The sequence below is a fragment of the Halobacterium sp. KA-6 genome (assembly GCF_021029015.1).
Classification (GTDB): Archaea; Halobacteriota; Halobacteria; order Halobacteriales; family Halobacteriaceae; genus Halobacterium.
In genome coordinates, this window is the sequence record NZ_JAJJZH010000013.1 from 19,724 (window position 1) to 45,430 (window position 25,707).

22 protein-coding genes are annotated in these 25,707 nt (G+C 59.2%); 14 read left to right on the top strand and 8 right to left on the bottom strand.

Features of this window, described 5'->3' with window-relative positions; all coding sequences use genetic code 11:
* Positions 1–121: 121 nt before the first annotated feature.
* Complete coding sequence (locus LPA46_RS17220) at positions 122–340, top strand: hypothetical protein (RefSeq protein WP_230893580.1); 219 nt, start codon at positions 122–124, stop codon at positions 338–340.
* 26 nt (positions 341–366) lie between these two features.
* Here the strand turns inward: LPA46_RS17220 and LPA46_RS17225 are convergent, their stop codons facing one another.
* The gene (locus tag LPA46_RS17225; protein WP_230893581.1) at positions 367–1,089 is read right to left on the bottom strand and encodes a helix-turn-helix domain-containing protein; all 723 of its coding nucleotides are present in this window, start codon (positions 1,087–1,089) and stop codon (positions 367–369) included.
* A 160-nt stretch (positions 1,090–1,249) separates the two neighbouring features.
* On the opposite strand from LPA46_RS17225, the gene LPA46_RS17230 reads away from it, so the two are divergent.
* Positions 1,250–2,767, top strand: coding sequence for an aldehyde dehydrogenase family protein (locus LPA46_RS17230; protein WP_230893582.1), 1,518 nt, complete (start codon positions 1,250–1,252; stop codon positions 2,765–2,767).
* A gap of 42 nt (positions 2,768–2,809) precedes the next feature.
* On the opposite strand, the gene LPA46_RS17235 is transcribed toward LPA46_RS17230, so the two are convergent.
* Complete coding sequence (locus LPA46_RS17235) at positions 2,810–5,248, bottom strand: GAF domain-containing protein (RefSeq protein WP_230893583.1); 2,439 nt, start codon at positions 5,246–5,248, stop codon at positions 2,810–2,812.
* Positions 5,249–5,423: 175 nt separating this feature from the next.
* Here LPA46_RS17235 and LPA46_RS17240 point away from each other — a divergent pair, with 175 nt between their 5' ends.
* Positions 5,424–6,455, top strand: coding sequence for a ferredoxin--NADP reductase (locus LPA46_RS17240; RefSeq protein ID WP_230893584.1), 1,032 nt, complete (start codon positions 5,424–5,426; stop codon positions 6,453–6,455).
* Between the two features lie 33 nt (positions 6,456–6,488).
* Here LPA46_RS17240 and LPA46_RS17245 read toward each other — a convergent pair whose 3' ends face one another.
* Positions 6,489–6,923 carry a universal stress protein gene (locus tag LPA46_RS17245; RefSeq protein WP_230893585.1) on the bottom strand — a complete coding sequence of 145 codons (435 nt, stop codon included), beginning with the start codon at positions 6,921–6,923 and terminating at the stop codon, positions 6,489–6,491.
* A 205-nt stretch (positions 6,924–7,128) separates the two neighbouring features.
* Positions 7,129–7,530, bottom strand: coding sequence for a hypothetical protein (locus tag LPA46_RS17250; protein ID WP_230893586.1), 402 nt, complete (start codon positions 7,528–7,530; stop codon positions 7,129–7,131).
* A 396-nt stretch (positions 7,531–7,926) separates the two neighbouring features.
* Between LPA46_RS17250 and LPA46_RS17255 the strand changes: the two genes are divergently transcribed.
* Positions 7,927–8,301, top strand: coding sequence for a DUF7522 family protein (locus tag LPA46_RS17255; protein WP_230893587.1), 375 nt, complete (start codon positions 7,927–7,929; stop codon positions 8,299–8,301).
* 12 nt (positions 8,302–8,313) lie between these two features.
* Here LPA46_RS17255 and LPA46_RS17260 read toward each other — a convergent pair whose 3' ends face one another.
* A complete protein-coding gene (locus LPA46_RS17260) occupies positions 8,314–8,616 on the bottom strand; it encodes a PadR family transcriptional regulator (RefSeq protein WP_230893588.1) in 303 nt (100 codons plus the stop codon).
* A gap of 270 nt (positions 8,617–8,886) precedes the next feature.
* On the opposite strand from LPA46_RS17260, the gene LPA46_RS17265 reads away from it, so the two are divergent.
* The 10 genes from LPA46_RS17265 (at position 8,887) to LPA46_RS17305 (ending at position 22,764) form a co-directional block, all read left to right on the top strand.
* Positions 8,887–9,357, top strand: coding sequence for a pilin (locus LPA46_RS17265; protein ID WP_230893589.1), 471 nt, complete (start codon positions 8,887–8,889; stop codon positions 9,355–9,357).
* Between the two features lie 44 nt (positions 9,358–9,401).
* Complete coding sequence (locus LPA46_RS17270) at positions 9,402–11,162, top strand: hypothetical protein (RefSeq protein WP_230893590.1); 1,761 nt, start codon at positions 9,402–9,404, stop codon at positions 11,160–11,162.
* 125 nt (positions 11,163–11,287) lie between these two features.
* Positions 11,288–12,481 carry an ABC transporter permease gene (locus tag LPA46_RS17275; protein WP_230893591.1) on the top strand — a complete coding sequence of 398 codons (1,194 nt, stop codon included), beginning with the start codon at positions 11,288–11,290 and terminating at the stop codon, positions 12,479–12,481.
* A gap of 6 nt (positions 12,482–12,487) precedes the next feature.
* Positions 12,488–15,733: a VirB4 family type IV secretion system protein gene (locus LPA46_RS17280; protein ID WP_230893592.1), complete on the top strand. Its 3,246-nt coding sequence runs from the start codon at positions 12,488–12,490 to the stop codon at positions 15,731–15,733.
* Positions 15,723–16,859: a hypothetical protein gene (locus LPA46_RS17285; RefSeq protein ID WP_230893593.1), complete on the top strand. Its 1,137-nt coding sequence runs from the start codon at positions 15,723–15,725 to the stop codon at positions 16,857–16,859. Before LPA46_RS17280 ends, LPA46_RS17285 begins: the two co-directional genes overlap by 11 nt.
* Entirely contained in the window at positions 16,837–19,899 is a 3,063-nt protein-coding gene (locus LPA46_RS17290; protein WP_230893594.1) for a type IV secretory system conjugative DNA transfer family protein, read from the top strand. The genes LPA46_RS17285 and LPA46_RS17290 overlap by 23 nt, the downstream gene beginning before the upstream one ends.
* A gap of 635 nt (positions 19,900–20,534) precedes the next feature.
* Entirely contained in the window at positions 20,535–20,663 is a 129-nt protein-coding gene (locus tag LPA46_RS18910) for a hypothetical protein (RefSeq protein WP_269073751.1), read from the top strand.
* A gap of 134 nt (positions 20,664–20,797) precedes the next feature.
* A complete protein-coding gene (locus tag LPA46_RS17295) occupies positions 20,798–20,935 on the top strand; it encodes a hypothetical protein (protein ID WP_230893595.1) in 138 nt (45 codons plus the stop codon).
* Positions 20,932–22,251, top strand: a complete 1,320-nt coding sequence (locus tag LPA46_RS17300; protein ID WP_230893596.1) for a transposase — start codon at positions 20,932–20,934, stop codon at positions 22,249–22,251. The genes LPA46_RS17295 and LPA46_RS17300 overlap by 4 nt, the downstream gene beginning before the upstream one ends.
* A gap of 141 nt (positions 22,252–22,392) precedes the next feature.
* Positions 22,393–22,764 (top strand): hypothetical protein, encoded by a 372-nt coding sequence (locus LPA46_RS17305; RefSeq protein WP_230893597.1) that lies wholly within the window; start codon positions 22,393–22,395, stop codon positions 22,762–22,764.
* 177 nt (positions 22,765–22,941) lie between these two features.
* Here the strand turns inward: LPA46_RS17305 and LPA46_RS17310 are convergent, their stop codons facing one another.
* The 3 genes from LPA46_RS17310 to LPA46_RS17320 are packed head-to-tail and all read right to left on the bottom strand — an operon-like array spanning position 22,942 to position 25,577.
* Positions 22,942–25,050, bottom strand: a complete 2,109-nt coding sequence (locus tag LPA46_RS17310) for a type B DNA-directed DNA polymerase (protein WP_230893598.1) — start codon at positions 25,048–25,050, stop codon at positions 22,942–22,944.
* On the bottom strand, positions 25,034–25,300 hold the full coding sequence (locus tag LPA46_RS17315) for a hypothetical protein (RefSeq protein WP_230893599.1): 267 nt from the start codon (positions 25,298–25,300) through the stop codon (positions 25,034–25,036). Before LPA46_RS17315 ends, LPA46_RS17310 begins: the two co-directional genes overlap by 17 nt.
* A 1-nt stretch (position 25,301) precedes the next feature.
* Positions 25,302–25,577, bottom strand: a complete 276-nt coding sequence (locus LPA46_RS17320; RefSeq protein WP_230893600.1) for a hypothetical protein — start codon at positions 25,575–25,577, stop codon at positions 25,302–25,304.
* Between the last annotated feature and the right edge of the window lie 130 nt (positions 25,578–25,707).

Consider the following 25,707-nt stretch of genomic DNA (forward strand, 5'->3'; position numbering starts at 1 on the left):
GAGTTCTAGGATACTGATCCCCTCCAATTCCGCTATGACCGACGACGCTCCTGAATGCAGGAGACCCGAGTGAGCTGATTGCGTACCAAGTATTTTGGAATCCAACGGAATATTCTCGGACATGAATCTTACCGCGCTCTCTCTCGGTGTCTTCTTGGTTGCGTTTGCCGGCTACATGCTCAGTGACCCGGTTAACCGAGCGCGCTCGTGGGTCCCCGTAGAGGAGTGGGAGCGGAACCCATCGGCTGCCGAAGAAAAACAGCGATTTCGGACGATGATCTACGCAGGTGCGGTTGGAATCACCGGCCTGTTGTTCGTCGTGCTCGGCCTAGCACTGTAGCGCGCTGCTGAACGTAGGCGGGACACTCATGGGTCGAGGAGTTTGGCTTCGGCTTTCCGGAGGTGTTCCAGCAGCGTCGTCTTTGAGACGCCGAGGTCGGACGCGAGTTCGCGTGTCGAAGTCTCGCGGGGCCACTCGTAGTAGCCGGCCTCACGGGCGTGCTCGATGGCTTCTCGTTGCTGGGTGGTGAGTGTGTCGAGGCGCTGGTCGCGTTCGGTGCTTCGACCGTTCTCGGCCGTCGTGATTGAGTCAACGGTGACCTCGGCTCCTGCCTGCTCGCGGACCTTGTCGAGGGCGGTCTGGATTTGCGAGCGGTCGTCGACGAAACAGACCTGCCATTCCTCGCGGCCGTCCTCGATGCGGACCGGGGCGCTGTGAACGAATCCGTGTTGGAGGAGCGTCGGACAGACCATGTCGTTGGGATCGTATTCGAGGAAGAACTCTCGGACGACGTTGCCTGGGGCGTTGCGCTCGCGGCCGAATCGTTCCTGGAGTTCTGAGAGGTCCCCTGAGTGTTCGGAGTCGCGGATGGCGTCCAGCAGTTGCTCGACTTCGTCTCCAGTGTCACCGAAGGCGGTGAACAGCCCTTGGACGGTGCCGGGGTGGTTGCCTTCTGTCGTGGGCGAGTTGTAGATTGCGTGCGCTAGCACGCCGCCGCCGGTCTGGCTGGTCGCCTCGATGGCCCAACAGTTCGGGTGCCAGAGGTCGAGTGTCAGCCGTGTCGTGGTCGTTTGATCGGCGATGGCCATATGTTAGTATTCTCCCGAGTAGATATCCATGTGTCGGATTAACAAAGATGGGGGCGACCATGGTAACCTACTTAAGTACGGGTGATTACGGCCGAGATAGTGACCCCACCCGTCCATGGTAGGACGGGTACTTTGGAGGGTATGCGAACTTCTCCCAGTAATGGCAGAGCCATACCAGCACTACATCGACGGTGAATGGGTATCCGGCGACGGGACCGAAACCTTCGAAAGCACAAACCCCGCGACAGGAGAGACACTCGGCGAATTCCACCGCGGAACACCCAGCGACATCGATCGCGCAATTACGGCCGCCGACGACGCCTACGAAGAGTGGCGCGAACTCTCCCGCATCGACCGCGCGGAGTACCTCTGGGACGTCTACCACGAGCTCCGAGAACGCACCGACGAACTCGGCGAAGTCGTCACCAAGGAGTGTGGCAAAGAGATTAGCGAGGGGAAAGCCGACGTCGTCGAAGCCGCACACATGGTCGAGTGGGCGGCCGGCGACGCCCGCCACCCGAAAGGCGACATCATCCCCTCGGAAATCCCGAGCAAGGACGCCTACATGCGCCGGAAGCCCCGCGGCGTCACCGGCTGCATCACGCCGTGGAACTTCCCGATCGCCATTCCCTACTGGCACATGGCCGTCGCGCTCGTCGAAGGGAACACGGTCGTCTGGAAGCCCGCCGAACAGACGCCGTGGTGCGCCCAAATCGTCGCCGAGATGTTCGAAGAGGCCGGGATTCCGGACGGCGTCTTTAACATGATTCAGGGCTTCGGCGACGCCGGCAACGCCATCGTCGAAGACGACCGCGTCCCGACAGTCCTCTTCACCGGCTCCGCGGAAGTCGGCCACAAAATCGCGGGGAAACTCGGCGACGAATCCGGCCGCCGCGTCGCCTGCGAGATGGGTGGGAAGAACGGCATCGTCATCACTGAACAAGCAGACCTCGACATCGCTGTCCACTCCGCGGTGATGTCGTCGTTTAAGACGACTGGCCAACGCTGCGTCTCCAGCGAGCGGCTCATCGTCCACGAGGACATCTACGACGAGTTCAAGGAGCGTTTCGTCGAGGTCGCCGAGAAGGTCGCTGTCGGCGATCCGCTCGAGGAGGATACGTTCATGGGGCCCGCGATCGAAGCCGAGCACGTCGAGAAGATTCAGAAGTACAACGACCTCGCCCGCGAGGAGGGCGTCAACGTGCTCGTCGACCGCACGGAACTCGGCGACGAGGAGATTCCGGAGGGCCACGAGGACGGCCACTGGGTTGGTCCATTCGTTTACGAGGCTGACCCCGATGCTAACCTCCGCTGTACCCAGGAGGAAGTATTCGGCCCGCACGTCGCCTTACTGGAGTACTCCGGGGACATCGAGCGCGCGGTCGACATCCACAACGACACGCCCTACGGCCTGGCCGGTGCCATCATCTCTGAAGACTACCGCCAGATCAACTACTACCGCGACCACGCCGAAATCGGGCTGGCGTACGGGAACCTCCCGTGCATCGGCGCGGAAGTCCAACTACCGTTCGGCGGCGTCAAGAAATCCGGCAACGGCTACCCGAGTGCCCGCGAGATCATCGAGGCCGTTACTGACCGGACAGCCTGGACGCTCAACAACTCCAAGGACATCGAAATGGCCCAAGGCCTCTCTGCGGACATCCTCACAGACGACTAGCGAGTAACTTTCCTCGATCGGCCGGGGATTTCCCTGCGGTTTCTAGTTGGTGCCGGTGATTTCGAATCGGGCACCGCCTGTCGTGCTCTCCGTGATGGTGAGCGTCCAGTCGTGCGTGTCGACGATTTGCTGGACGATGCTCAGCCCGAATCCGGTTCCATCTTCGCTCGTTGAATAGCCGGCCGTGACAATCTCTGATCGCTCTTCGGCTGGAATTCCCGGACCGTTGTCCTCGATGTAGAATCCATCAGAGAGCTCTCCAATAGTGACTGTCACGTCGGAACCGCCGTGCTCGATCGCGTTCCGATACAGGTTCTCTAGGAGTTGCTGCAGTTGACCGCGATCGGCATGCAGCGTCTGATCAGTATTTGTCACCAATGTTGCCCCAGCAGTTTCGACGTTCTGCCAAGCGGCTTCACAGCAGGCCGCAAGATCAACGTCCGTCCCATCGATCGCTTGCGTGCCTTCGTGGGCTAGCGTCAGCAAATCCTCAATGAGTCGGTTCATTCGGTCGTGTGCCTGCGCAACCTGCTCAAGATGCTCGCTATCTTGTTCTTCACGAGCGATTTGTAAGTGTCCGTCAGCAATCTGGAGCGGATTCCGCAAATCGTGGCTGACGATGCGCGTGAACGCATCAAGCCGCTCGTTTTGCTGTTGGAGTTGTTGTTCACGTTCCGTCTGTTGTTGGTTTCGTAGTGCTCGATGGACGATGTCGGCAACATCGCTCGCAAATTCGATTTCGTCGTCGATCCATTCCCGTGGCCCACCCTGGTGTTCGTGACAAATCACCCCGATTACCTCTCCTTCCGATCGTAGCGTCCCATCCAGTAACGCACCAATATTGTTGCGAGACACGTACTCGGATAACTCCGAGATGCGGGTATCCGCATCCACATCTTCGACCGCGATCGCCTGACTAGATTCTAACGCGTCAAGGTACACCGGGTACTCACCGATCGCTAACTCCTGACCTCTAGAATGCGCGTCCGCCCCACGCTCATACTGGTCGGCACACGTGAACGTCTCCCCGTCGTCATCTAGCAGCCAAACATTCACCCGCGGCACGTCTAACACGCCTGCTGCGGTTTCCGTAATTCGGCGGACAGCCTCGTCAAATTCACCACTCGTTACTGCATCATCAGATGCGAGTTCCAGGAGCGTCTCGCGTTGCCGGTGAAACCGTTCCTGCCGCCGTCGCTTCTCAGTTACGTCCTCTTGGAACCCAACGTAATTCTTGACGACCCCTTCCTCGTTGCGGACCGGTGCAATTGAGACACGATTCCAGAACTCGGACCCATCGTTCCGATAATTCCGCAGTTCAACAGACACCCGCTCCTCAGCGTCGATCGCTTCCCGCATTGCCGCTACCTTCTCATTATCAGTCTCTTCTCCCTGTAGGAACCGACAGTTCCGGCCAAGAATCTCGCTCTCATCATACCCGGTCAAGTTCTGGAAACTCTGGTTCGCGTAGATGATCGGGTTGTCATCTTGACTGGGGTCAGTAATTGTAATCCCAACCGGTGCTTCATCCATCGCGCGCTTGTTCCGCGCGAGTTCCATCTCGTGCTGTGTGCGCTCGATAGCAGTCGCCAAGACGTTCGCAACCGTCTGCACGAACGTGACGTCGTGTTCGGAAAACGGCTTGCGTGCTGTCGTGTGCGTCCCCAGCACGCCCCATGGATCCTCGACATCGCCGATGATGACGCTGATCCCACTTCGGACATCGTGCTCAGTTAGCAGTGGTGGGCCCTGGAATCGCTGTTCGCTTGGCAGGTCATCAACGATAACTGGTTCCTCCGACTGTAAGGTGTAGCCCGCTTGTGATCCGAGGCTGTCGCTGACGGTTGCTTCGCCGACCAGGCCATCTTGCCAGCCGACACCCGCTCGCAGGAATAACTCACTGGACTCTGGGACGTACTCCAGGACTTTCGCATACTCATTATCAAGCGCGTCCGCAACAGCTGCTGTTGCCGCCTCAAACAATTCATCCAAGTCACCACCCGCGAGCGCCTGCCGGCCAAGCTCAGCGACGACTTCTTGTTGCTCAATCCATTCCTCCAGGTTGGTCTCTGCGCGGTGCTGGCTGACGAGATTCATCACCCGATTCGCCAACACAGTATACTGGTCAGTTCCACCCTCCTTCTGCAGATAATCAGATACCCCCGCCGAAATCGCTTCACTCGCAATCTCCTCGGACCCTTTCCCAGTGTACAGAATGAATGGGATTTCCGGGTAGTCCTCACGAACGGCTTCCAGAAATTCAACGCCGTTCTGCCCCGGCATGTCGTAGTCGGAGATGATGCAGTCAAAGTCGCCCGTGGCTAACTGCTCTAAGCCGTCGCTGGCAGTCTGAACGGTCGTCACATCAAGGCGGTCTTCTGCACGAACGAGGAAGGTCGCGGCTAGCTCGGCAAAGTCAGGATCGTCATCAACGTGAAGCACATGGATTGTCTCGCGCCCGAAATGGGTGGAGGCCGTCATTACACATCCTCCGCGCCTGTACCGTAACAAAGTTACTGCACCGATCTCGCTGACCAGCCAGTCCGGCGAACCGGACCTACCCGGTGGTAGCGTAATTCGAGGATTCCAAGTGAGCGGAGGGATCTGCAGTTCTGACTCCCCAACGTTCACATACGCCTCTCTCCTTCGCTACTTGATGACAATTCGGGAGCACAACTCCCAGCACGAACACGCACAATCGCTCCCGTTAATCTCGGAGTCGGCGACGGTCACGTCCGTGGATGCGATGGACCGCGACCGAAGGAGCGAAATCCGACGCAAACTACTCGCGCTGGGCAAACGACACGGATTCGAGGATACGATTCCAGACACCGGGAAAATCGATTGGACTGCCGTCTTCGAGGCCGCCACGACTGCCAATCGGCGACTTGCGCCCCAGATTGGCGCGTTTCGCGACCGCTACGAACGCGCGCATCCCGCACTCGTCAGCATCACTCTCGACGTGGACAACCCCGTCAAATTCGCTGCTGGTCAGTATGTCTCACTACGGTACAACGGTCGAACGCGGCCGTACTCCGTCGCCAGCTCACCGAATCGGGACGACCTCGAACTCTGCATCCGACGAGTTCCGGACGGACGACTCTCCCCAAAGCTCTGCGACGACCTCTCGGTTGGTGACGAAGTCACAGTTCGTGGGCCGAATGGCCATCTCCTCCTGGAGAACCAATCGAAACGCGACCTGGCATTCCTGGCGACGGGAACTGGCGTCGCCCCGATGAAGAGCATGATCGATTACCTCTTCGAGGACGGCCGCGACGAGTACCAGGGCGAACCACGCGACATCTGGCTGTTCCTCGGTGCCGCCTGGGAAGACGACCTCCCCTATCACGACGCCTTCCAAGAGCGCGCAGCCACCCACGACAACTTCCACTACGTCCCCTGTCTCTCCCGGGAATCATGGCTCGCAGACTGGGCTGGGGAGACAGAGTACATCCAGGACGCGCTCCTGAAATACGTCGAAGAACGCGCGCTAGATGACGCCGTGTTCGGACGGCACATCGCGGAGATGCTCCGCACCCAGCCCGATGTCGAAATCGAGGCGCGAATCGACCCCCACGAACTGGAGGTGTACGCCTGCGGTATCAACGCGATGGTCTACAGCCTCGAAACCGCAGTCACGCGACTCGGCGTCCCCACCAATCACGTCCACTGCGAAGGATATGGGTAGCCGAGTCACGGCTTTCGCCGTGGAAACGGACTGCTATCGAACGATAGTAACTGGAACGGGTGCGCGTCGAGTGACGGTTTCGGCGACGCTTCCGAACAGCACCCGGCCGACGCCGGAGCGACCACGACTCCCCATTACGATGTGGTCGATATCCTCGTCTTCGACCGTTTCGATGATCTTTGCAGCGGGCTTCCCTGTTTCGAGTCTGGTTTCGAAGTTGATGCTGTGCTCGCTTGCCGTCTCACCGTATTCTTCGAGTAGTTGCTCGGCGCGCTCGTGCTGTCGCTTTGCTTCCGCTTGATACCCCTCGTAGTCGAAGTATTCGTCGTCGCCGTACGTGTACGTACTCGCCGGATTGAGAACGTGGAGAATCGTCACCTGCGCGTCGGGGTGGTTGTCCAGCACGTAGTCAAACGCTGCCTCCGATTGCGGTGACCCATCAACTGGAACGAGAATATGCTGGCTCATACGTCCAGGTGACTCGGGACCCCCATAAGTTCTCATTCATCGTGCCGACTTGCACCACGAACCTTTCGGGATTCCCACCACTCAACCCTATGTCGGAATCAAGTCCAAACTGTGTGCTTCATGCTTTATCCACAGCTAACGTCGTAGGTGTTCGACTCACACTCCTTCGAGTGGGTACATCCCGCCAGAAGTGTCTGTGACGCCCTCACTCGGTCTCGCGGATTGTTGCTTTCGCACGTTGGCGCTTCTCGACGATCTCGTGGACGCGTTCCTTCTTATCCTCAATATCCTGTTGGTCACGCATCCAGTACAGATCGGTGTAGAACGCAACGAGTGCCTCAACTTCATCGCCTGAGAGGTGGCCAATATCGTCGGCGTTACTCTCGTAGACCACCGGCCTTTCGACCGTCTTAGTGAGTGTTTCGTAGTCGCCGCTCTCGGCCATCTCGTCAATGTACGATAATGCCGAGAGTTCTGTTTTGAAGGCGCGGCGGAGATGCGCGAGTGCTGCTTGACGGCGACGCCAGAACAAAAAGTACGATCCTGCGATTGTTGCGACCGCCCCGATGATACTCCCCAGAATCAGTCCTGCAATCGCGCCGGCCATAACTACATCTCCTCGCGTTTGCAGGAAAGCCCTGATGGCCTCTATTAATTACGTGAAAAGGTGTGTCGCCGGCCTTCCTCATGGTTCGAGGAAGCAGGGTGGTGACAGACTGTATGGCGACAGCGGTCTCAGTTCTGGCGCCAAGTCGACGACACGAACGTTGTTTACCATCCGAGTAAGGTATGTTTTTCGACCATTCAAATACTTGCCATAGGCAGACGGGTACCGTCTTCAGCGCCCTTCCATCACAGAGTTCGCTTGCTCGCAACAACATGCGAAACATCGAGGTAGGTACTCGCGGACTGCGTCTCCGATGGTGCTTGGAATATCGCTGCGGGTTCCAGGCTGTTGAGGGAGCCGTGAGGGCTATCCGGACGGCAGCAGAGTCTCCTAGATGTGCCAACGCATTCCTACCAGCATCTCGTCGAGTTCGTACAGCAACAAGGAGGAGAGTACTTCCGGACAGCAGTCTCGTTCACCGCCGACGACTGGGAGATTATCTACCGACGGGACGATCTTCCTCGGGAGCGCGCCGAGGAGCGCAGCGCGGACATCGTCGATGAAGCACGACGCCGAACGCCGCTACGAAAGCAAGAGAGCCCATTCGGCGCCTTCCACGCCTCGATTGAACTCTACGAGAATGGGGTCTTCGCGGTTCTTCGTGATGGCCACTCAAGCGGCGTCGTCATCTCCTTGGAACGTGCTGCTGCACGAGATCTCGCGTCCTTCATCCACCGCTGCGAGCGCATCCTGAACCGTCCGGACCAATAGCCCGTCTCGCGCTCACGCTGAATTTGAATCAGTGTGTTCGTCGGTGTGGTTGGGGAAGTCGTCTGCAGTAGCGGTTGGGTCGTGGAGGTATGTGCGGCCGAGGTCTGTAATTGCGTAGTAGTCGTTGCGGTCGGGGTCGCGTTCGATGAGATTGTTGGTTTCGAGTTTCCAGAGGCGGCGGTTAACTTGCGAGTACGAGATTGCGGTGTCGAGGTTGGTGTGGATGACTTTCGGGGTGGCTGCGATGTCGTGATCGTCGAGCCATTCGAGGACAATGTCGTCGACTTTGCTCATCCAGGGGACGCGAGGGCGCATGTTCTCCACGGGTATGCGTGAGTAGTTAATGCCTGTGGGTGGGTTTCTCTTGCATATCTACATATGTATTATACGCGGATTCATAATCTCGGGTTTAAACATCTCCGGTCGATACTAGGCTGGCACAGCATTCGAAATGGCAACAACGCGGCATCTCCCCATCGGGCAATCTGCAGTCCACGCCCGGACTGCCAGACCACCAGCCCTCCATCGAATCCATCAGACGACCGTACCTGACGGAATGAGGTGTCGCGGGACGCTTTCACTACCATGAGCAAACGCAGTCACTCCACGACCACGGAATCGCCCTCCAACAACTCCCCCAGTAACACAAATACACATACGACTCTGCTTCGACGCGTTGCCACGCAGGGCTCAACCTGGAGCATCCAGGTTGCCGTCGGCATCGCGTTTCTCGCCCTCGCTGTCGGGCCAGCAGCAGCCGCCTCAAACGTCGGCAGCGTGTACTGTGACACCGGCGTCGCAACCGGAATTGACCTAATCTTCGGTGCCGTCGCCGGCCTCGGCCTCCCAATTACTGGGCTCTACACCGGGAAAGCAGGCCTCTCATACATGACCGCTGGCGGCAACCCCGAGAAGAAAAACAAAGCCAAAGACCAACTCGTCATGTCCGGCATCGGCTTCGGCATCGTCGTCCTAGCGTTAGTCTCGCCCGAACTCATCGACAACGTCGGCTCCCAGATGGGCTTTGGCTTCTCGGAGTGCGTCAAACCATTCTAACCCCCACCACCAGCGCGCATCCTGCCGGCTCTCCCTGATCGCCCATGCCCTCCACGCACCCACGGTTGCTCGCCGTCGCAATCATCGTTTTGCTCGCCAGCACCATCGCTGGCATGCCCGCAGCAGCCACAAGCACACCCCAGCCCGCAAACGCGGACACAGCAATCCCACCGAGTGGCCCGCCAGCCGGCATGAACAACAGCACGTTCCAGCGACTCTGGTCGGGCGACACTGACACCGGCTCAGTAAAAAACACGACGACGGACCAAGAACGGACGTCCGAATCGGCGTTCATGGGTCGGCTCGCGGACGCGACGGATATCCCATTCAGCCAGCCACCTGACGCAGCGGGGGCGTGGAATCGCGATAACTTCCCGACGTATACGCCGGGTGATGCAGACACGTCAGTGCATCCGGCTGGCGCATCGCTTGCTGACGGCGTCTACATCAAGGACGCCTTTGCGAGCATCTACGCTGTCCAGCCGTCGACACGCCTTCACCGGGATGCTGGAACGACGCAGTATATTTCGCCGTCCGGGACGGTGCGCGCGGTCAGCGACTATCGCGTCGTTGCCCCGCCACCAGACCAAGACGGTCCGATCCGCAGCCAGCACGCACTCAGCAACCACCGCGTCGACCGAGTTGTCCTTCGCGCTGACGGCCACCAACTCGATACTGGACGTGGCCACCAAGCAACGCTATCATACAGTACTCTCAACGGGTCGGTGACGCTGACCGTTGCAGCGACGATTACGGCCGACGTGCAGACGGTGACACGAGAGTGCTCGCAGTGGAACGAAACAACAGCGGCGTGTACTGGATCGTGGACGGAAACCTCCGACACTCGTCGAGTATCGAAGACCGTCTCAACGACTACGGACGCGACCGTTGCAAGCACCGATGCATACGATGGGGTGAACGTCGCGTTCAGCACGCGCAACGAATCTGCCGGCGCTGTCGTCCACACGCCCACGCCGTGGACGTCACTCTCGATTGGCGAGAGTACGCGTGCGCACAGCAACTGGTGGTTCTACACCGCGACCACGCCCAGCTGGCAGCCCCTCGAAGCCAGCACCGCCACCGACACATCGCGCACGCAGTCTCAGGCACGCCCCCTCCAAGTGCATGCCTATCCCAGTCGCGGTGCTGCATACAGCCCCAGTAAAACCGCCACGGACCAACCGTCGTTGGAGATCGCTGCGACCTGGGGTGAGACGCGGTCTGGGCCACAGCTCCCTCCAGCGATCGATATTGAGCCAGCAGCCACGTACACGAACACCGGGTCGATCGCTGTCACCGCAGACACCCCCGACAAGACGAGTTTCGAGTCGGTCACAGTCTCTGGAATTGTCGCTGGGCAATCCACGACACTCAGCATGGATGACCAACGGACCGTACGGGATACCTCGCTTGCGCTCAACGTCCGGGAGCGCAACGCGACACATGCAGTTGTCACGGCGGAAGTAACGGGGACAACGCAAGGGCAGCCGGTGTCGACGGGGTCAGTGACAATTAGCGGGCAGCGCGTCCCGCTCAACGAGACAGGACAGGGTGTTGCGACGATCGCGGACCCGCCGTTGCTCGTGCATGCCACATACAACCCCCAAGCCTGGTGGAAGACACAACAGCCATACAGTCACGCGTCCGCCACCGCGAAGGCATCACCGACGATGCCGAGCATGCAGCGATTCATCGACCTGGGTGTTGTGACCGTCCTGTGGTTTCTGCCGGTTGTATTGCTCGTTGGCGGGTTTGAGTACGTGACTGGCGGTGACCTGCTCGGTCTCATTCCCCGAAACTCATGACTTGGACACAACGCACTTCGCTGGATCGCTGGACGGACTCGCAGCCACCCTACGCCAAGGCATCCGCGGCGAGTCCAACAACCACCAGACGACTGCAAAGCCCTGGCCTGGGTGGTGATTGCTAGATGGGGTGGTTCGAAGAACAAGTCCAGGACGCCATCAGGGACGTCCTCACCGCCATCAAGGACGCCCTCCTTGGATTCACGAACGAGATCTTCCGTGCGATCCTCCGACCGATCGTTGGCGTGCCGGCGCCACGGTCGAACGACCAGTATCTCGTCGCTGGCACGCCCGATAATCAGCCCTGGCAGGATCTCTACGCGGATTTCTACATCCAGTACATCCTCCCGCTGACGATCATGTTACTCATCGTCGGCCTGGCGTATCTCGGGGTGCGTGCAGGCTCGATCAGTCAGTATCGACGCAAACGCCTGCTGCGCCGCATCGGCCTCGTATTCCTCGGGTCGTTCGTCTGGTTCCCACTGGTGTCGCTGCCACTGCAGTTCGTCAACGCCATCGGCGTGACACTCGCGCCAATCAACGATATGGCCGCAGACTTCGGCGCGCTCATCGAATCCTCCGTCGGTGGGCTATTCGTCGTCTTGGCAATTGCGCTGTTGGCGACCAGCCTGTTGTTGGTCGCGGCGTTCGTCTACGCGCTGCGCTGGCTCGCCATTCTCGTGTTGACGCCACTGATGCCGTTGCTTGGCGTGTTCTGGGCGCTGGATGTCTGGCCGCTCAGCCCGGCGTCGGAGCTGGCGCGACGTGCGGCCAGCCTCTATCCAGGCTTACTCCTGTCGGGGCTGCCGGCGGCGGTGTTGTTCCGCGTTGGCTGGCAACTCGATATCACCGCGAGTGCCAGCGGGCTGTTCTCGTTGTTCCTCGGGCTGGCGTTGATCCCGGCGGCGTGCCTGGCTTCAATTCTGACGGTGTACTGGTCGTCCCCGGCAATCAAGACGATCGCTCGCAACAGCGTCTCGAAGCCAAATCCACGTTCGGCGGCTGCTGCCACCAAGCAGAGCGTTGGCGCGACCGCGCGAGGTGCGCGCAACGTCCATCGCGGCCTCTCCGAGGACGCCCCCGGTGCGATCACGCAAGACGGCCGGACGGTCGGGGATGGTGGCTCGCGTGCCTACCAGGTCGGGGAGGGCGTCAAAGCGACGAAATCGCATGCTCGACAGTACCAGAATCTTCGGCAATCCGAGACAGGGCGAATGCGGGATAAAGCACGCGAAGATGCGAGTCGCGCCACGGCAATCGCGAAAGCGCGCTCGAAGCAAGCACTCCGGAATACGAAGCAATCGATCTCACGCTGGTAACCACGTATGAGTACGAATTCAACGAATCACGATAGTCGCGCACGACGCATTCATCACGCCCTGGGTGGCACCACCGCGTTCTTCCAGGGGTATACAATCGGCGAGCTCATGCTGTTCATCGGCACCGCCCTCATCACCCTGGTTGGGGCTGCCCTCGTCCCTGCCACCCTCACGCTCCCCGTTATCGGCGGTGGGGTGATGATTGGACTGTCGCTCGGGTTATTGCATAAGGTCAAACCCGGTTACTTGTGGTTAACCGAGTGGCTAGGCGCTCGCCTCACGTGGGCACTCAAAGACGACGCTTACACGCATGGCGATGCTGACAGCAACGTCCGGTATCTCACGCGCGTCAATCGCGTGCTGCCACATGCAGTTGAGCGAACGGATGGCGCGCTCGTCGGCGGGATGCAGATCGAACCGGCGAACATGGCGTTAGAAGACCAGCAAGCCTGGTCGAACGCCATCCAGTCCCTCTCGGAATTCGCGAACTCAACCGTTGAGTTCCCCGTCCAAGTCTACATCACGAGCCGTGACGTTGCCGACGGTGATGTTGTTCGCGAGCATCAAGCCCGCCTGAGCGACGGTGACGTGCAATCCCGGCCGGTCTTGGAGCGGTTGCTTGAGGAGTCGATCGCGGATAATACGGACGCAGATGGTGCGGTCGACCCGGATACGGCGACGATTCGGGAGTACTACCTGCTGACAGCGGTCACCGAGGATGACATTCAGGAAGGGGCACCGACCGGGGATAGCGTCCTGGGGTATCTCGCGGATGTCCCTGTCATTGGCGGGGTGTTCGAGCGCTTCCAGGGCGAGGAGTTGTCTGCGGACGAGCGCGTGCGGTTGCAAGAGGAGAAGTTGGAGGCGCGACTTGGGCAGCTGCGCCGTGGCGGGACGTCCCTGTATCGGTGTTCGATGACGCCCGTTGATGGCTATGATCTTGCTCGCGTGACGACGGAGTACTGGACTGGCCACACCCAGTCATACGCAGATCTTGCGGACGCACTCGGGACGTTCCCGGTGGTCTCGCATGGGCTGACCGAGCGCGTCTCGACGACACCGAATCCCGATGACGTGCTTGCAGCAGCCGCCGACGACACAGCGAGTGACGAGGATCTCGCAGCAGCGTCTGGCGAGACGCCTACGGGCGGCCTTGCCAGTCCCGCTGAGCGCCAGCAGTCAGTGATTGCACCGTCGTCGGTGGACTGGCAGCCGACGTACGCCGTCTTGAACGATGAGACGTACGTGCGGACGTTCTGGGTTGAACAATTCCCTGAGGAGCCAGCTGACGGCATGTTCGAGCGCTTGCTGCTGGCGACGGACCTCAACGCCGACATCAGCATGCACGTGGACCCATTCGATTCCCAGTCCGCCGCGGACATGATGGCGGACTGGATTTCGGACTTGAAGGTCACCCAGCACGACGCAAGCAGTCTGAAAGCCGAGGACCTCCAGGCTGACATCGACCGCGGGAAGCACATGCGGTCGCTCGTTCGCGCGAACAAAGCCTCGTTCTACCGTGGCGGCGTCTTCATTCGGCTATCCGCTGACTCGAAGCAAGCCTTGGATAGTCAGTCCGCGCGCCTGCGGTCGATCGTGCGTGATGCACCGGCGAACTCCACGCTGAAGGTCGCGAATCGCTGGCAGGAACGTGGCCTTGCAACAGTTGCGCCGCTTGGCCGGAATGAGCTCGGCCACGACCGAATGTCAACCATGACAAATCAGGCATTCGGCGCGATGTTCCCGTTCAGTTCGAACTACCTCCGCATGGACGACGGCATCGAATACGGCACCCACGGCCACAACGGCAGCCCTGTCCGCATCAACCCCTGGGAGCTGGAAACCGGGCATAGTGAACTAGTCGTCGGAATGCCTGGCGCCGGGAAAACCTACGGCGGGATTATGCGGCAACTCCGCACGATGAAACGCCGCCAGGACACGATGCTCGTCCTAATCGATCCCGTTGGTGGATTCCGTGGAATCGCGGATGCAATGGACGCCAAAACCATCTCCGTCGGTGGGGACACCCAACTCAACCCACTCGAGATCCGGGAGACACCCCAAGCAGTCTTGGATGCAGACGGCAGCGTCTCGCCGCTAGCAGCGAAAAAAGACGAAGTGCATGCAATCCTGGAGAACTTCCTCGACGCCCGCGACATCCAGTTAGGCACGGAAACCGGCGTGCTCTCCTATGTGATTGATGAGGCCTACCGCCAGGCCGGCGTCCACCCTGGTGACATCTCGACGCACACGCCCGCGAATTCACCGACGATGACCGACGTCCACGACATCCTCTCGGATATCGCCGCCAACCCCAGCGAGCATAATATCGCGGATTCGGAATCCGCCCAACAGCGCGCCGCCGAATACGCCGACGAACTCGCGATTGCCCTGCAGCCGTTCCGCGAGGGCGGCGCCTACGACAATCTCGCCGCTCGCTCGGATGTCGACATCCTCGAGGGCGACAACAAGGTCGTCTATATCGACCTGGGGCAGATCGAAGGGACGGCGTCGGGGATTGACCGCCAGACGTTCCTGATGCAGTTGCTGCTCTCGACGGTCTACCAGCAGGCGAAACGCACCGACCAGCACGTCGAGTTAGCGATCGACGAAGCCCACTACCTCTTCGAGGATCAGGCGAACTTGGACTTCCTCGAGACGGCGTTCCGCCACCAACGGCATGCTGGCCTGCGCATGGTGTTGCTCTCCCAGACCGCCCAGGAGTTCTACGAATCAGAGCAAGCGGAGAAGATTCTGGGGATGTGCCCGATCAAGGTCTTCCACAAACTCCCGGATCTCGACGACGACATCGCGGACAAAATCGGGTTGACGCGCGAGCAACGCCAGTACATTCGGCGTGCCGACGCTGGCAACGACGCACTCGGGTATAGTCAAGCGCTGGTGCGCGTCGAAGAACACGGCACCTACCCGCTGCACGTCGCCGCTGACGCCTTCGAGGACCACGTCATCGCCTACGAATCTGATGACCGCGAAATCATCCAGGACGCACTCAACAAGCAATCACCGCGAGATGCTGCATTCCAAGATACCCTCCAGGCCGAAGCCCAGACAAACGCGTTGGTGAATCGCCTCGATGTCGACCCTGAACGTGTCGAGCGCATCCTCGAGGATGGGTTCACCGACGACGAACTCATCGAAACCGTCCTCGCCGGGCTCGGCGATACGCCAGCGAACGGCACGACTGGGGAACGTGGCGTTCTCTCAACGGATGGTGGTCAGGATGCTGAATAAGGCTCATCGCCTGGTCTTCGGCCCGCCAACCTATAGCGCTGCCCAGATTACGGCCAGTGAACCCCTCGAGTATGCTGTCGAAGACACCTGGGGCGTCCTGTTGCGAGTGCAGCCACACACGCATTCGGCCGGCATCCAGGACGCCGCCGGAATATACCGGAGTCTGCACGACGTCGAGACATCCTTCTGGGGATCGAACCAGAGCGACTCATACTCGTTTGAGACGTGGTTTGCTGATGGTTCCCTGGAGTTCTACGTGCACGCCCCGACGGCGGCGGCCGCGGACACGCTCCAGCGTCGCATCGCCACTAACTACCCCAATACTGGTATCGAACGCGTTGAGGCAGGGTACGGCCTCCCACAAATCAAGCCCGGTGAGTACGTCGCGGGGGCGCGTGTTTCGACGACGCTTGGCTCGTATTATCCGATTCGCGACCACACGAACGAGGGCTTCGACACCGACCCATACGGTGAACTTACCCGTGAGATGCTCGGCGACGAAGGTACTCGCGTCGTCACTCAGGTGGTGTTCCGGCCCGCGAAACCCTCGTGGACAAGTGGCTCCCGCCTCCGCCAGGATAGCATCGATGACATCGCTAATAGTCTCCGACAAGGCACCTCAGTTGGATGGCTGAACCCCCGAACGCGGCCACCAAGTACCGCGGATAAACGTGCGGCGAAGATCCTTGAACACGAACGCGACAAACCCGCCTATCATACCACGATTCGCGTTCTCGCGGTTTCGCCGTCGAAGCGAGACGCCAAAGCCCGCACACGGGGGGTTGCCAATATCTTCGAAACGCAGTACAACGGCATCTCCGAGCAGGGCTTGGAAGCAACGCCAGTCTGGCATCGTGATGACGATGGCACGGTCGCTCGGCTTCGCGAGTTCGTCGAGGAGATGGCAACCCGACAGTATACGCCCCAGCAAACGGTGTTGACCGTCGACGAATTGGCTGGGGTTGCGCACCTCCCAGAAGGAGATATTCCGACGCCGAATCTCGACCAGAAGACAACCGAGGACAGCGACCGGGTGTCGGCCAACGACAACCAGTACCACTTCGAAGAAGCCAGCCAGGCTGATGGTGGGTTGGCGTCGCCTGATGGAGGCCACGACCGTGTTTGACCGTATTCTCAACCGCGATACGTCCGTTGAATCACGCGACACCCAGCCAGACAGCGATTCTCCTAAGGACGATGAGCGGCCAGCCGGCGAGTCCGAACGCCAAACAGACCAAGATAGCGACGACGCCAGCCCATATTCGATTACTGAGACGAGTACGGACTCCGTTGGTGACATCGAAGTGCGAGCGCAGACCATCGACGAAGGCGTTGTTGCCGGAGCCGACATCCGGACGATGTTCGAGGTGACCCCCGGGGCTGGACCACAGACGCTCTGGCTGGGCTACCAGAAAGACCCACACCGTGGCTTCCGGGAAGCCGGGCTGCCATTCAATTCGTTGTTCCGGCATCTCTGGGTGAGTGGCACCACCGGGTACGGGAAATCCACGATGCTGGTCAATAGCATGACCCAACTCGCGAATAACGGGCATGGCTTCGTCTACGTCGACCCGAAAGGCCAGGACTCCCGCGACCTCCTCCGGAAACTCCCCGAGCATCGGTTGGATGACGTTGTATGGGTTGAACCCGGGAACCTCGATCGAGAAGACACGGTTGGGTTGAACTTCCTCGACATCCCCAGTGGTGACTCCGCTGTCAGTCGCGAGGAAGAGATTGAGACACGCATTGAGACGCTGAAAGCCGTCCTGAGTAATGGCGAGTACTGGGGGATCAACATGGAGTCGATCACCGAATCGATGGGGCGAGCAATGCTGCAGTCGGATACCCAGTATTCGCTCATCGACATGTACTATATTCTCCTGGAGGCTGACCGACGGGAGGATTTCGCTGAGACTGTCGAGGATCCCTACCTGCGAGAATTCTGCGAAGAGATCGCTGGGATGCCCGATAAGACGATTCGGCCGCTGGTGAAGCGGCTGAAAGCCTGGGTGGAGAGCCCAGTTATTCGCCAAATCATCGCGCACAAGGAGAGCACGATTAACTTCCGGGAGATCATCGACAACGACCGCATCGTCATCGTCCGCACACCCATCGAGAATTCCTCGGTCAAGCAGATGGTCTCGCTGGGCGTGATGCGCCAACTCTGGACGGCCATCCGCCAGCGCGCTTCGAATCAAGACGGCCAGCCAGACCCCTACTTCTTGTTCTGCGACGAATTCGACGATATTGCAAGTCCAAACCTCAACTTGGAGGGGATGCTTGCCAGAGCACGCTCCAATCGGCTCTCCGTGACGCTGTCCTGCCAGTATCCCTCGCAATTGGATTCGTCAACGCAGGATGCCGTTCGGAACAACTGCGATACCACCCTCGCATTCTCAGTGAACGCCAAGAGTGACGCACGCGTCCTCATGGAACGCTTCAAAGAGTACAGCGCCGAGGACTTGCTAGGGACGGGGCGCTACCAACTCTGGACGAAACTCCCCCGCGAAGATAAGAGCTATTCCAATCCCGTCCGCATCAACACCTTCCCACCCTATCCCCCACGCCGCGCAACTGAAGCCATCGATGCCATCATCGACGCCAGTCTCGCAGAACACGGCACACCCCAGCTAACGGACACAGAAATCCAAGAACGCCTTGCAGACTCGAAGCCCACAGCGAACACAACGGTTGGTTCAACGATTACCGCGGAGCTTGCAGCTGCCGTTCGTGCCGTCCAACTCCGCGAAAGCGTACGGTCAACCAACGACTGGGTGGATACCACGGCCGTTGTAGCGGAACTTGATCGCCGTCAATCGCTTATCGAAGAAACGTTCGAGTACGACGATGCCGAGCTGCCGAGAATTTGGCGTGCCTCGTCCAGACTCGACGTTACCACCGAAGGCAACGAGACGAGCATTCGCCTGACCGAGGAAGGTGAACGCGTCGCCGAACCAAATACCGGCGAGGTGCAGGCTGCAGGCAGTCACAAGCACGACACCGCCCTGCAACAGATTGAGGCAGAGTTGACAGCCCTCGGGTTCACCGTCTCGATACTCACGCAGGACGGCAGCGAGAAACCAGATGGCCGTGCTACCCATCCAGCGTTCGCGGAGGCGTTTGCAGTTGAGGTAGAGACGACAACACCGGGGAAGCCGGCGAAAGTCCTCACAAACCTCCGGAAAGCACAGCAAGCAGGCGAAATACCGCTGTTCGTCGTGCAGTCGGATGACAAAGACACCTACTGGGCTGAACGTGTCGAACAAACCCTCAACTCACCGGTCCGGAATCTCCAATCCGGCGAGATGCGGTTCTACACGACCGACGAGAACGTGACATTCAACGGCGGTGCAACCGAAGAAGGCGGTGTCACAGCCGTTCGCCCCACCTCAGATGGTGGCTCACAGAATATCTGGACACGCCAGAGCGGCGACATCGTCCTGAAAGATGCGGACGGCACGGAATACCTCCGTGTTGAATCATTAAGTGAGCTGTCGAAAGGACGGCTGCCAGCCGTCTATAGTTACGACGCAGCAGCCGAGGAGTACGCCGTCTACGAACAAGGCAACAGCCACCTCTACGAGTCAAAGGAAGCATTCACCGCCGACTGGACCCGAATCAAACGCCCATTCATCCCCCAAGACGTGCTTCCATACCCAGACTACAACGACAGCCAATACGCCATCCTCATCCTTCAGGACCAGACGGAATCACACATCTACCGTGACGACGAGACGACCTCCCTCGCATCACTACCGGAACTGAACCTCTCGGCCACCCCGAACCAAGCGAACCCCGATCAGAATGCTATATCCGACGTGGCTGACCCGAACGAAGCAAACCAGGATGCAGGAGTAGAGCGAGACATCTCAACGCCGGCTTCCGAGACGCCTGAGTGGAAGCACGATCCCGAGGCAGCGATAGCGAAGTTCGCGAACGAACATCTCCGTGAGTCACCAGGCAGTGAAGCCCAAACCGCGAGAGTCTACGAGGCCTATGAGGCATGGGCGCACGAACACGACATCTCACCGGATTCGAAAAACTGGTTCACTCGCCGGTTAGAAAACCAGATCGACCTCGAGCGGACGACCGAATATCGGGATGGCGCAACAAACCGATACTACGCGGGGATCGAACTCAAAGAGCCCGACGAGTCGGAAATCTAACACCGTCTTACAGCAAATCCACCTCTCCAAAGACAGGCTTCGACTTTCAAGCAGCAAATCCAACGAAAACGACCCAGACAAACCCTCGGAACAGATATTACAGCATTCATCCCGCCATATAGTATTCCTAGCAGCATTCCTAGCAGCATTTCTCGAAGATAGATGACCGCTCTCCCGAAGAAACAAGAGAAGCACCTCAGAACATACAGCAAAGTCCGACTAGTATAGACGGGGGGTACCTCGTTGGAAATCACTCTAGTCTGGCGAGCGCGAGCGATGGATTTGTTCGAATTCCAAGTATGGGATGAGGAGTGGGATTGATGGGTGGCTGACGGTGCAAAAGAACGCGTTCTGGTGCCAGTTTTGACATCGTCCTCCAGGTTCACGCGGAGGAGGATGCCAATTGAAACAGTATCGGGGTGGTCACCGCGATGGGACCGCCAGCGCTAGGTAGCAAGGGCCATTTCCTTGCGTGTGGATTGCTGTTGCGGGATTCTCCTGCGTTGAGGGTGAATGTAAGTCGACTCTCAGTACAGATTTTTCTTTTAATCTTGTCGCACCGGACACTATCGGGTCTAAGGTTCATTTAACCCCTGAGAATTTAACTAGTGGGGACAAATACCGGGTAGACAATAATGAAGGGGGAAGAATTAAGCAAAGAGGCGCCGGGGCGGATGGTGTCCTACGGGAGAGACGCCTATTACAAACCGAAGCCACTGCCACCGGAAGCGACGCTTGCGTTCGACGAAGAGTTCTATCTTTAAGCAGCGAGAGAATCCCGCCGTTCACGGCGGGCGTGAATCGCGTCACTCGACTGCGCAAACCACAAGCGACAGTTCCCTGAATACCCCACGCCAACACGAATCTTTAAGGTACGAGGAAACGTACGGAAAATCGGATGCGAGTTGACATCGCCATCGACCGTGGAAGCGACCTCCACGAACGAGTGAAAGAATATTCCCGAGAGAACGGCCTGCGAATGGACTTCGCATATGCCGAACTCATCGAACAAGGACTCAACGCTGCTGAAGAATGAGTGAAGAGTGCAAGACGCTCGAAGCGTATCTTGCCCCACTCACCCAGCACAAGCAGCGTAAGCTCCACGACGAACACGACCGATACGAATCGTTGCTCCGTCGCAGCTTCAATGGCGAGTGCGACACGATGACTGCCGTCAACGGGGTCGTCACTGGTGAAGACCTCAACTGGCACTCGAAAAACGCAATCAAACAATACGTCCCAAACCTGCTCGATGAGGACACGTATGATGCGAGTCAACTCGCAGACACCCATCCAATCCGCTACGCGAACACCGCAGCCGTCTTCGACCACGACGACGACCGACACTACGAAATCTGTTGGGAAGTCCCGCTCCCCGGTCGCGGGACAAATTTCTGGATACCACTCCAGTTGAATCCCGAGCAGGAAGACTGGTGGCATTCTCTGATCGACGACGAAGACGACAGCGTGTGGGCGGGCGAACTCCGCGTACAACGCGACGGTGATAGATGGGTGTTGCACGTCACTGCGAACTACGAAGTCGAACCAGACCACTCGTGTTCGTGTGACAGTGATGGCGTGACCCCTGTCGGCTTTGACGTGGGTGAGTCGAAACTCTTGGTGGGCTGTGCCCTCCGAGACGACACGCCTGTTGATCCGTTGTTCGTTGATGGTGGTCGTGTCCGACACCTTCGACAGAAACAAGCCTCTGCCGAAGACCGCTTGAAACCACGGTACGCCTCAAAACTCTTGGACGATCTCGTGTGGGGGCGGTGGCAAGACGCCATCGAAGACGAAGTAGAGAAAGCCTCACATCGGGCCGTCGAATACGCTTCCCAGTTCGAGAATCCCGTCATCGTCCTCGAATATCTCGACGGTATCACCGGCGAGGATATTGGGAAGTACTGGAACCGACGCCTCGGCAAGTGGCTGTTCTCCCGTTTACAGTCGCGTATTGAGGATAAGGCAGCGGAACACGGGATTGCTGTGGAATACGTGCATCCGCACCACACGTCGAAAACGTGCCATGCGTGTCAACACGTTGGTTATCGGTCGCATCAAGGCACGTTCAAATGTACGAACGAGGCATGCTGGGTGTCGGAGTACCAAGCGGATCTGAACGCAGCAGCGAACATAGCTAATCGGCTAAATCCGTGGGGAGAGAGCCTGCCTTGGAAAACGGTAGGCGATGACTCGCCACAGAGCGGGGGCCAGTGGCAGGCCCACCAAGACACGTCACCGAGCGAGGGACTCCCGTCCGAGAGGCGGGCTTCCGATGACAAGGGTTCGTCTAGCTCACCAGCGGTGGGAGCGGGGGCGGAGCCGGAGACCGGTGACGCGAACACGTCTTGAAACCTCAATCCAGCAGTTTGCTGGTATTCCACCTGCGGTGGAAGCCCCGCCCTTCAGGGCGGGCGAGGATGTCACCTTGAGGCACCGAATCTCTACCTCAGCGAGTACTTCAATCGATTCAAAGCGACGTACGTCGGCCGGATGGAAGCGGTTCGGAAACGGGGCGAGTGGGAGCAGTGGGTCGAATTCTTCGTGACCGCTGTACGGCATCAGGCTGAGGAATCGCTACGCCGTTTGCGTGAGCTACGCGAACTCCAGACCAGGTACGAAGAGACGTACAGCGGGGAGGCGAGAACATCTGCAAAATTGGCGTGTACGTTGTTCGAGCAACCGTATCTGACTGCTTCACTCGTTGAGGAGCTGTTCGATGTATCCAGCCCGACCGCGTATCGAGCCATCAACTCCCTGGTTGCGGATGGGCTTCTCGAAGAGACAACCGGGAAAGAGCGGAACAAAGAGTACCGCGCGAAGGAAATCTTCGACATTCTCGAACGGCCGCCGGAAACGTACTGACAGCGGTGTTAGCGGAAACCCGCCCCTTCAGGGGTGGGAGGAAGTCAAGGGAACGTGAATCGCCTTGGGGATCAAGCTCCGGTGCTTTCGCGTGGACCCTGTTCTATCTAAATCGCGATTATACTAATCTAGATTTTACTATTTTATCTCGATAGCCGTTCACGGCGGGCGAGGATGTCACTTGGAGGTCGGCTGTGGGAGCGATTGTTGGTGGCCGTCGTCGAGGACAGTCTTGACGTCCGCTGTCGTATACCTGAATGGTCCGAGGACGCCAGCGGCCGCTCGGATCGCCAGTTGCGTGTAGAATGCGTTGTCGTAGCAGTCGGGCTGTTCGGCTGTGAGGGCGACGCGGTCGCGTGAGGTCTTGTCGTCGTCGACGACTACGTATGCGACGTCTTCTCCGGGCGAAATTCCCCCAACGTTGTCTTCGGCGCGCTGGAGCGCGGCGACGTTCCGCGTCGCCTGGCTGTACTCATCGGGTGTTTTCGTCACACGATTCGTGATTGCTAGCTTGCTCGGATCCACGCGGCCAGCCTGCAAGTCCTCGACAGCGCGACTGACGCGTTCGAGGACAGCTTCGACGGAGCGTTCTTCGTCATAGATGTTGATCAGATCGTGCTGGAAGTCGGTAATCCAGGGTGGGGTGCTGCGTTGGCGGCACTCGATCCCACGATACTTGTATTCGCCATCTTGCTGGCGGCCGAAATACTTCGTGAGCGCCCCATCACGGCCGTCAGTGGTTGGGCAGAACGCTACCCACTCATAGAGGCCTTCGTGCTCTAATTCGATCCCAGTCTCCATCGAGACCTCGTTGGCGACAGCCTCGACTGGCCGCGAACTAGTATCGGGTCGTGGCTGCACCCAGATTGAATCGACGATGCCGTGGATGATTCGGTAGCCTGCCGCCTCGAACGCTTCCTTGGCGTCAAGGAGGATTTCGCGGGCGTAGGCGTTGATTGCTTCGTGGGCTTCGATCCGCCCGAATTTCGCGTTCGAGAACCCTTGGTAGCCGAAACAGGAGACAAGAATCCACTTCAACGCGGCTGAGCGCTCCTCAAGCGTATTGATGCGGTCGGGGTCGTCACAGCTTGCGATCTCAGCCTTCATCTGCGCGCGGTCATCGATGATTGGGCCGAGAACCTCGGGTAGATACCCATCCTCGGGGCAGATGCTGTACCCGAGCCCGGGGACGTCGTCGCGGTCGCGGTGGCAGTCACAGCGGACGGTTTCGGGGCTGATGTTGTACTCGCGAATGATGTTCGGGTACAGCGAACTGAAATCGAGCTCGTGGACATCCTCGTGGACGCCGACCATGGGTTCGAATGTGAATCCGCCGCGGTCAGCGTCACTAAGTTGGGTTGCTGTTTTGAATCGCTCTGTGCGCCACGACCGCCATGGAACAAGGACGTCGTGATTGGCGGCGTACTGGATTTGGATTGCGGTGAGGATGTTCCCGATGCTCGCCCACGCTGCCTCTTGGAGTGGCTTGCCTGACCGCTTGGCGAGATCAAGGATGCCGTGGAGGCCGGCTTCACTGAGGAAAAACGAATTCGACTCATCGACGATTGCGCGACCTGGGATGCTGTATCGGGCTGGGGAGTGCCCCACCCGGCCATAACTCTCGTACGTCGATTCGCCGGCGCGCTTCGCGTAGCCAGATTGGCGGCCGAGTGCGTACCGATCCTCGCTGACAGGAGCTGCGTCGAACAGTCGTGGAATTAGGTCAGCACTCGATACTTGGAGGACATCCGGGTTGTCCTCGCTGATGCGTTCAGCGACGTGTGTTGTGACTGTCTCTGGGTCGTTTTCGATGGTCTGGTCGCCGACTTCGACTGTGGTGAGTCGTTCAGCGCCAGCTACCTGTGCGCGCGGCGCGGCGACACGCAAGACCGTCGGCTCACGGCTCGGCCGGGGTGATTGGGTGGTTTCGAGGCAGTACCGGAATCCGGGCGCAAAATCGACGTTATAACAGCGGAATCCGCCGGGGCGGCCGTGGCGTGTGACTTGCTGCGCGAGTTCGTCGACACCCGCGAGCGTCGTTACGTCTACGCGGAGCACCTCCTCATGGCTGTGTCGCCACCCGGGACGACGCTCCACCCGTGTAATTGTCTCGACGAGTGGATGGTCGTCGAGTAGCGGCCGGACTGCGTCGAGGTTGTGGCGGTCATCAGTCCCCACGTAGAACGTCGGCGTGTACTCGTCGTCGACGGTTGCTGTGGCCCCACGCTCGGTGAGCGTCCACGTTCGGACGCCACCATCCGGGAGGACTTCAATCGTGTACGGCATCAGTAGTTGAGTCGAGGCGTGCTTCAAGGGCGTCTAGTTGGTGTTGCTGGGCGAGACACACCGAGAACAACATCACCACAGCCGGATCGGGATGCGAGAGGTACCCACCGGCGTCAGCGTGCTCGCGGGCGTACCCCCAGAGCGTGTCGAACGTCTCCTGGTGGCGGTGGCGAAGCGCTCGCCGATACGGCTGCCACTCATCCTCCATGTGGCCAAGCGTATCACGGAACGTCGGGTTAGTGCGCCCCAACTCAGACCACCTCGCCGGGCGCAGGGACGTCACGGTCGGCGGCCGCATACAGCGGCTGGCGACTGTCGAGGACGTGCTGCCAGTACGCAAGCGTCGTCTGCACCCACCCATCGCCAACATCGTAAACGAGCGTCTCGTGATCGCTCCCCTCAAATCGCGGGCCACACTGTGTCTCCCGATACGTGAGCGTGTCAGCGGCAAGTTCGCTGACTGCAGCGCCAAACTCGTCGTCTCCGGTGCGCGTGACCAGCACCGGAATATTGTACTGGCGTGGCACGCGAGCTATAGTAACCGGTAGAACTTTTTACTCAGAGACAGTTGCAGTAGCTAGTGAATCATCTCGACGAGATCTCCGTCGAGGAATTGCAAGACGCTCTCGACAACGTGGACGGAAAGAAGCCGACACA

Excerpts from the sequence above, each read along its gene's own strand:
- LPA46_RS17220 (WP_230893580.1), top strand. The coding sequence starts at position 122 with ATGAATCTTACCGCGCTCTCTCTCGGTGTCTTCTTGGTTGCGTTTGCC.
- LPA46_RS17225 (WP_230893581.1), bottom strand. The coding sequence starts at position 1,089 with ATGGCCATCGCCGATCAAACGACCACGACACGGCTGACACTCGACCTC.
- LPA46_RS17230 (WP_230893582.1), top strand. The coding sequence starts at position 1,250 with ATGGCAGAGCCATACCAGCACTACATCGACGGTGAATGGGTATCCGGC.
- LPA46_RS17235 (WP_230893583.1), bottom strand. The coding sequence starts at position 5,248 with ATGACGGCCTCCACCCATTTCGGGCGCGAGACAATCCATGTGCTTCAC.
- LPA46_RS17240 (WP_230893584.1), top strand. The coding sequence starts at position 5,424 with ATGACAATTCGGGAGCACAACTCCCAGCACGAACACGCACAATCGCTC.
- LPA46_RS17245 (WP_230893585.1), bottom strand. The coding sequence starts at position 6,923 with ATGAGCCAGCATATTCTCGTTCCAGTTGATGGGTCACCGCAATCGGAG.
- LPA46_RS17250 (WP_230893586.1), bottom strand. The coding sequence starts at position 7,530 with ATGGCCGGCGCGATTGCAGGACTGATTCTGGGGAGTATCATCGGGGCG.
- LPA46_RS17260 (WP_230893588.1), bottom strand. The coding sequence starts at position 8,616 with ATGCGCCCTCGCGTCCCCTGGATGAGCAAAGTCGACGACATTGTCCTC.
- LPA46_RS17265 (WP_230893589.1), top strand. The coding sequence starts at position 8,887 with ATGAGCAAACGCAGTCACTCCACGACCACGGAATCGCCCTCCAACAAC.
- LPA46_RS17270 (WP_230893590.1), top strand. The coding sequence starts at position 9,402 with ATGCCCTCCACGCACCCACGGTTGCTCGCCGTCGCAATCATCGTTTTG.
- LPA46_RS17275 (WP_230893591.1), top strand. The coding sequence starts at position 11,288 with ATGGGGTGGTTCGAAGAACAAGTCCAGGACGCCATCAGGGACGTCCTC.
- LPA46_RS17280 (WP_230893592.1), top strand. The coding sequence starts at position 12,488 with ATGAGTACGAATTCAACGAATCACGATAGTCGCGCACGACGCATTCAT.
- LPA46_RS17285 (WP_230893593.1), top strand. The coding sequence starts at position 15,723 with ATGCTGAATAAGGCTCATCGCCTGGTCTTCGGCCCGCCAACCTATAGC.
- LPA46_RS17290 (WP_230893594.1), top strand. The coding sequence starts at position 16,837 with ATGGAGGCCACGACCGTGTTTGACCGTATTCTCAACCGCGATACGTCC.
- LPA46_RS18910 (WP_269073751.1), top strand. The coding sequence starts at position 20,535 with ATGAAGGGGGAAGAATTAAGCAAAGAGGCGCCGGGGCGGATGGTGTCC.
- LPA46_RS17295 (WP_230893595.1), top strand. The coding sequence starts at position 20,798 with ATGCGAGTTGACATCGCCATCGACCGTGGAAGCGACCTCCACGAACGA.
- LPA46_RS17300 (WP_230893596.1), top strand. The coding sequence starts at position 20,932 with ATGAGTGAAGAGTGCAAGACGCTCGAAGCGTATCTTGCCCCACTCACC.
- LPA46_RS17305 (WP_230893597.1), top strand. The coding sequence starts at position 22,393 with ATGGAAGCGGTTCGGAAACGGGGCGAGTGGGAGCAGTGGGTCGAATTC.
- LPA46_RS17310 (WP_230893598.1), bottom strand. The coding sequence starts at position 25,050 with ATGCCGTACACGATTGAAGTCCTCCCGGATGGTGGCGTCCGAACGTGG.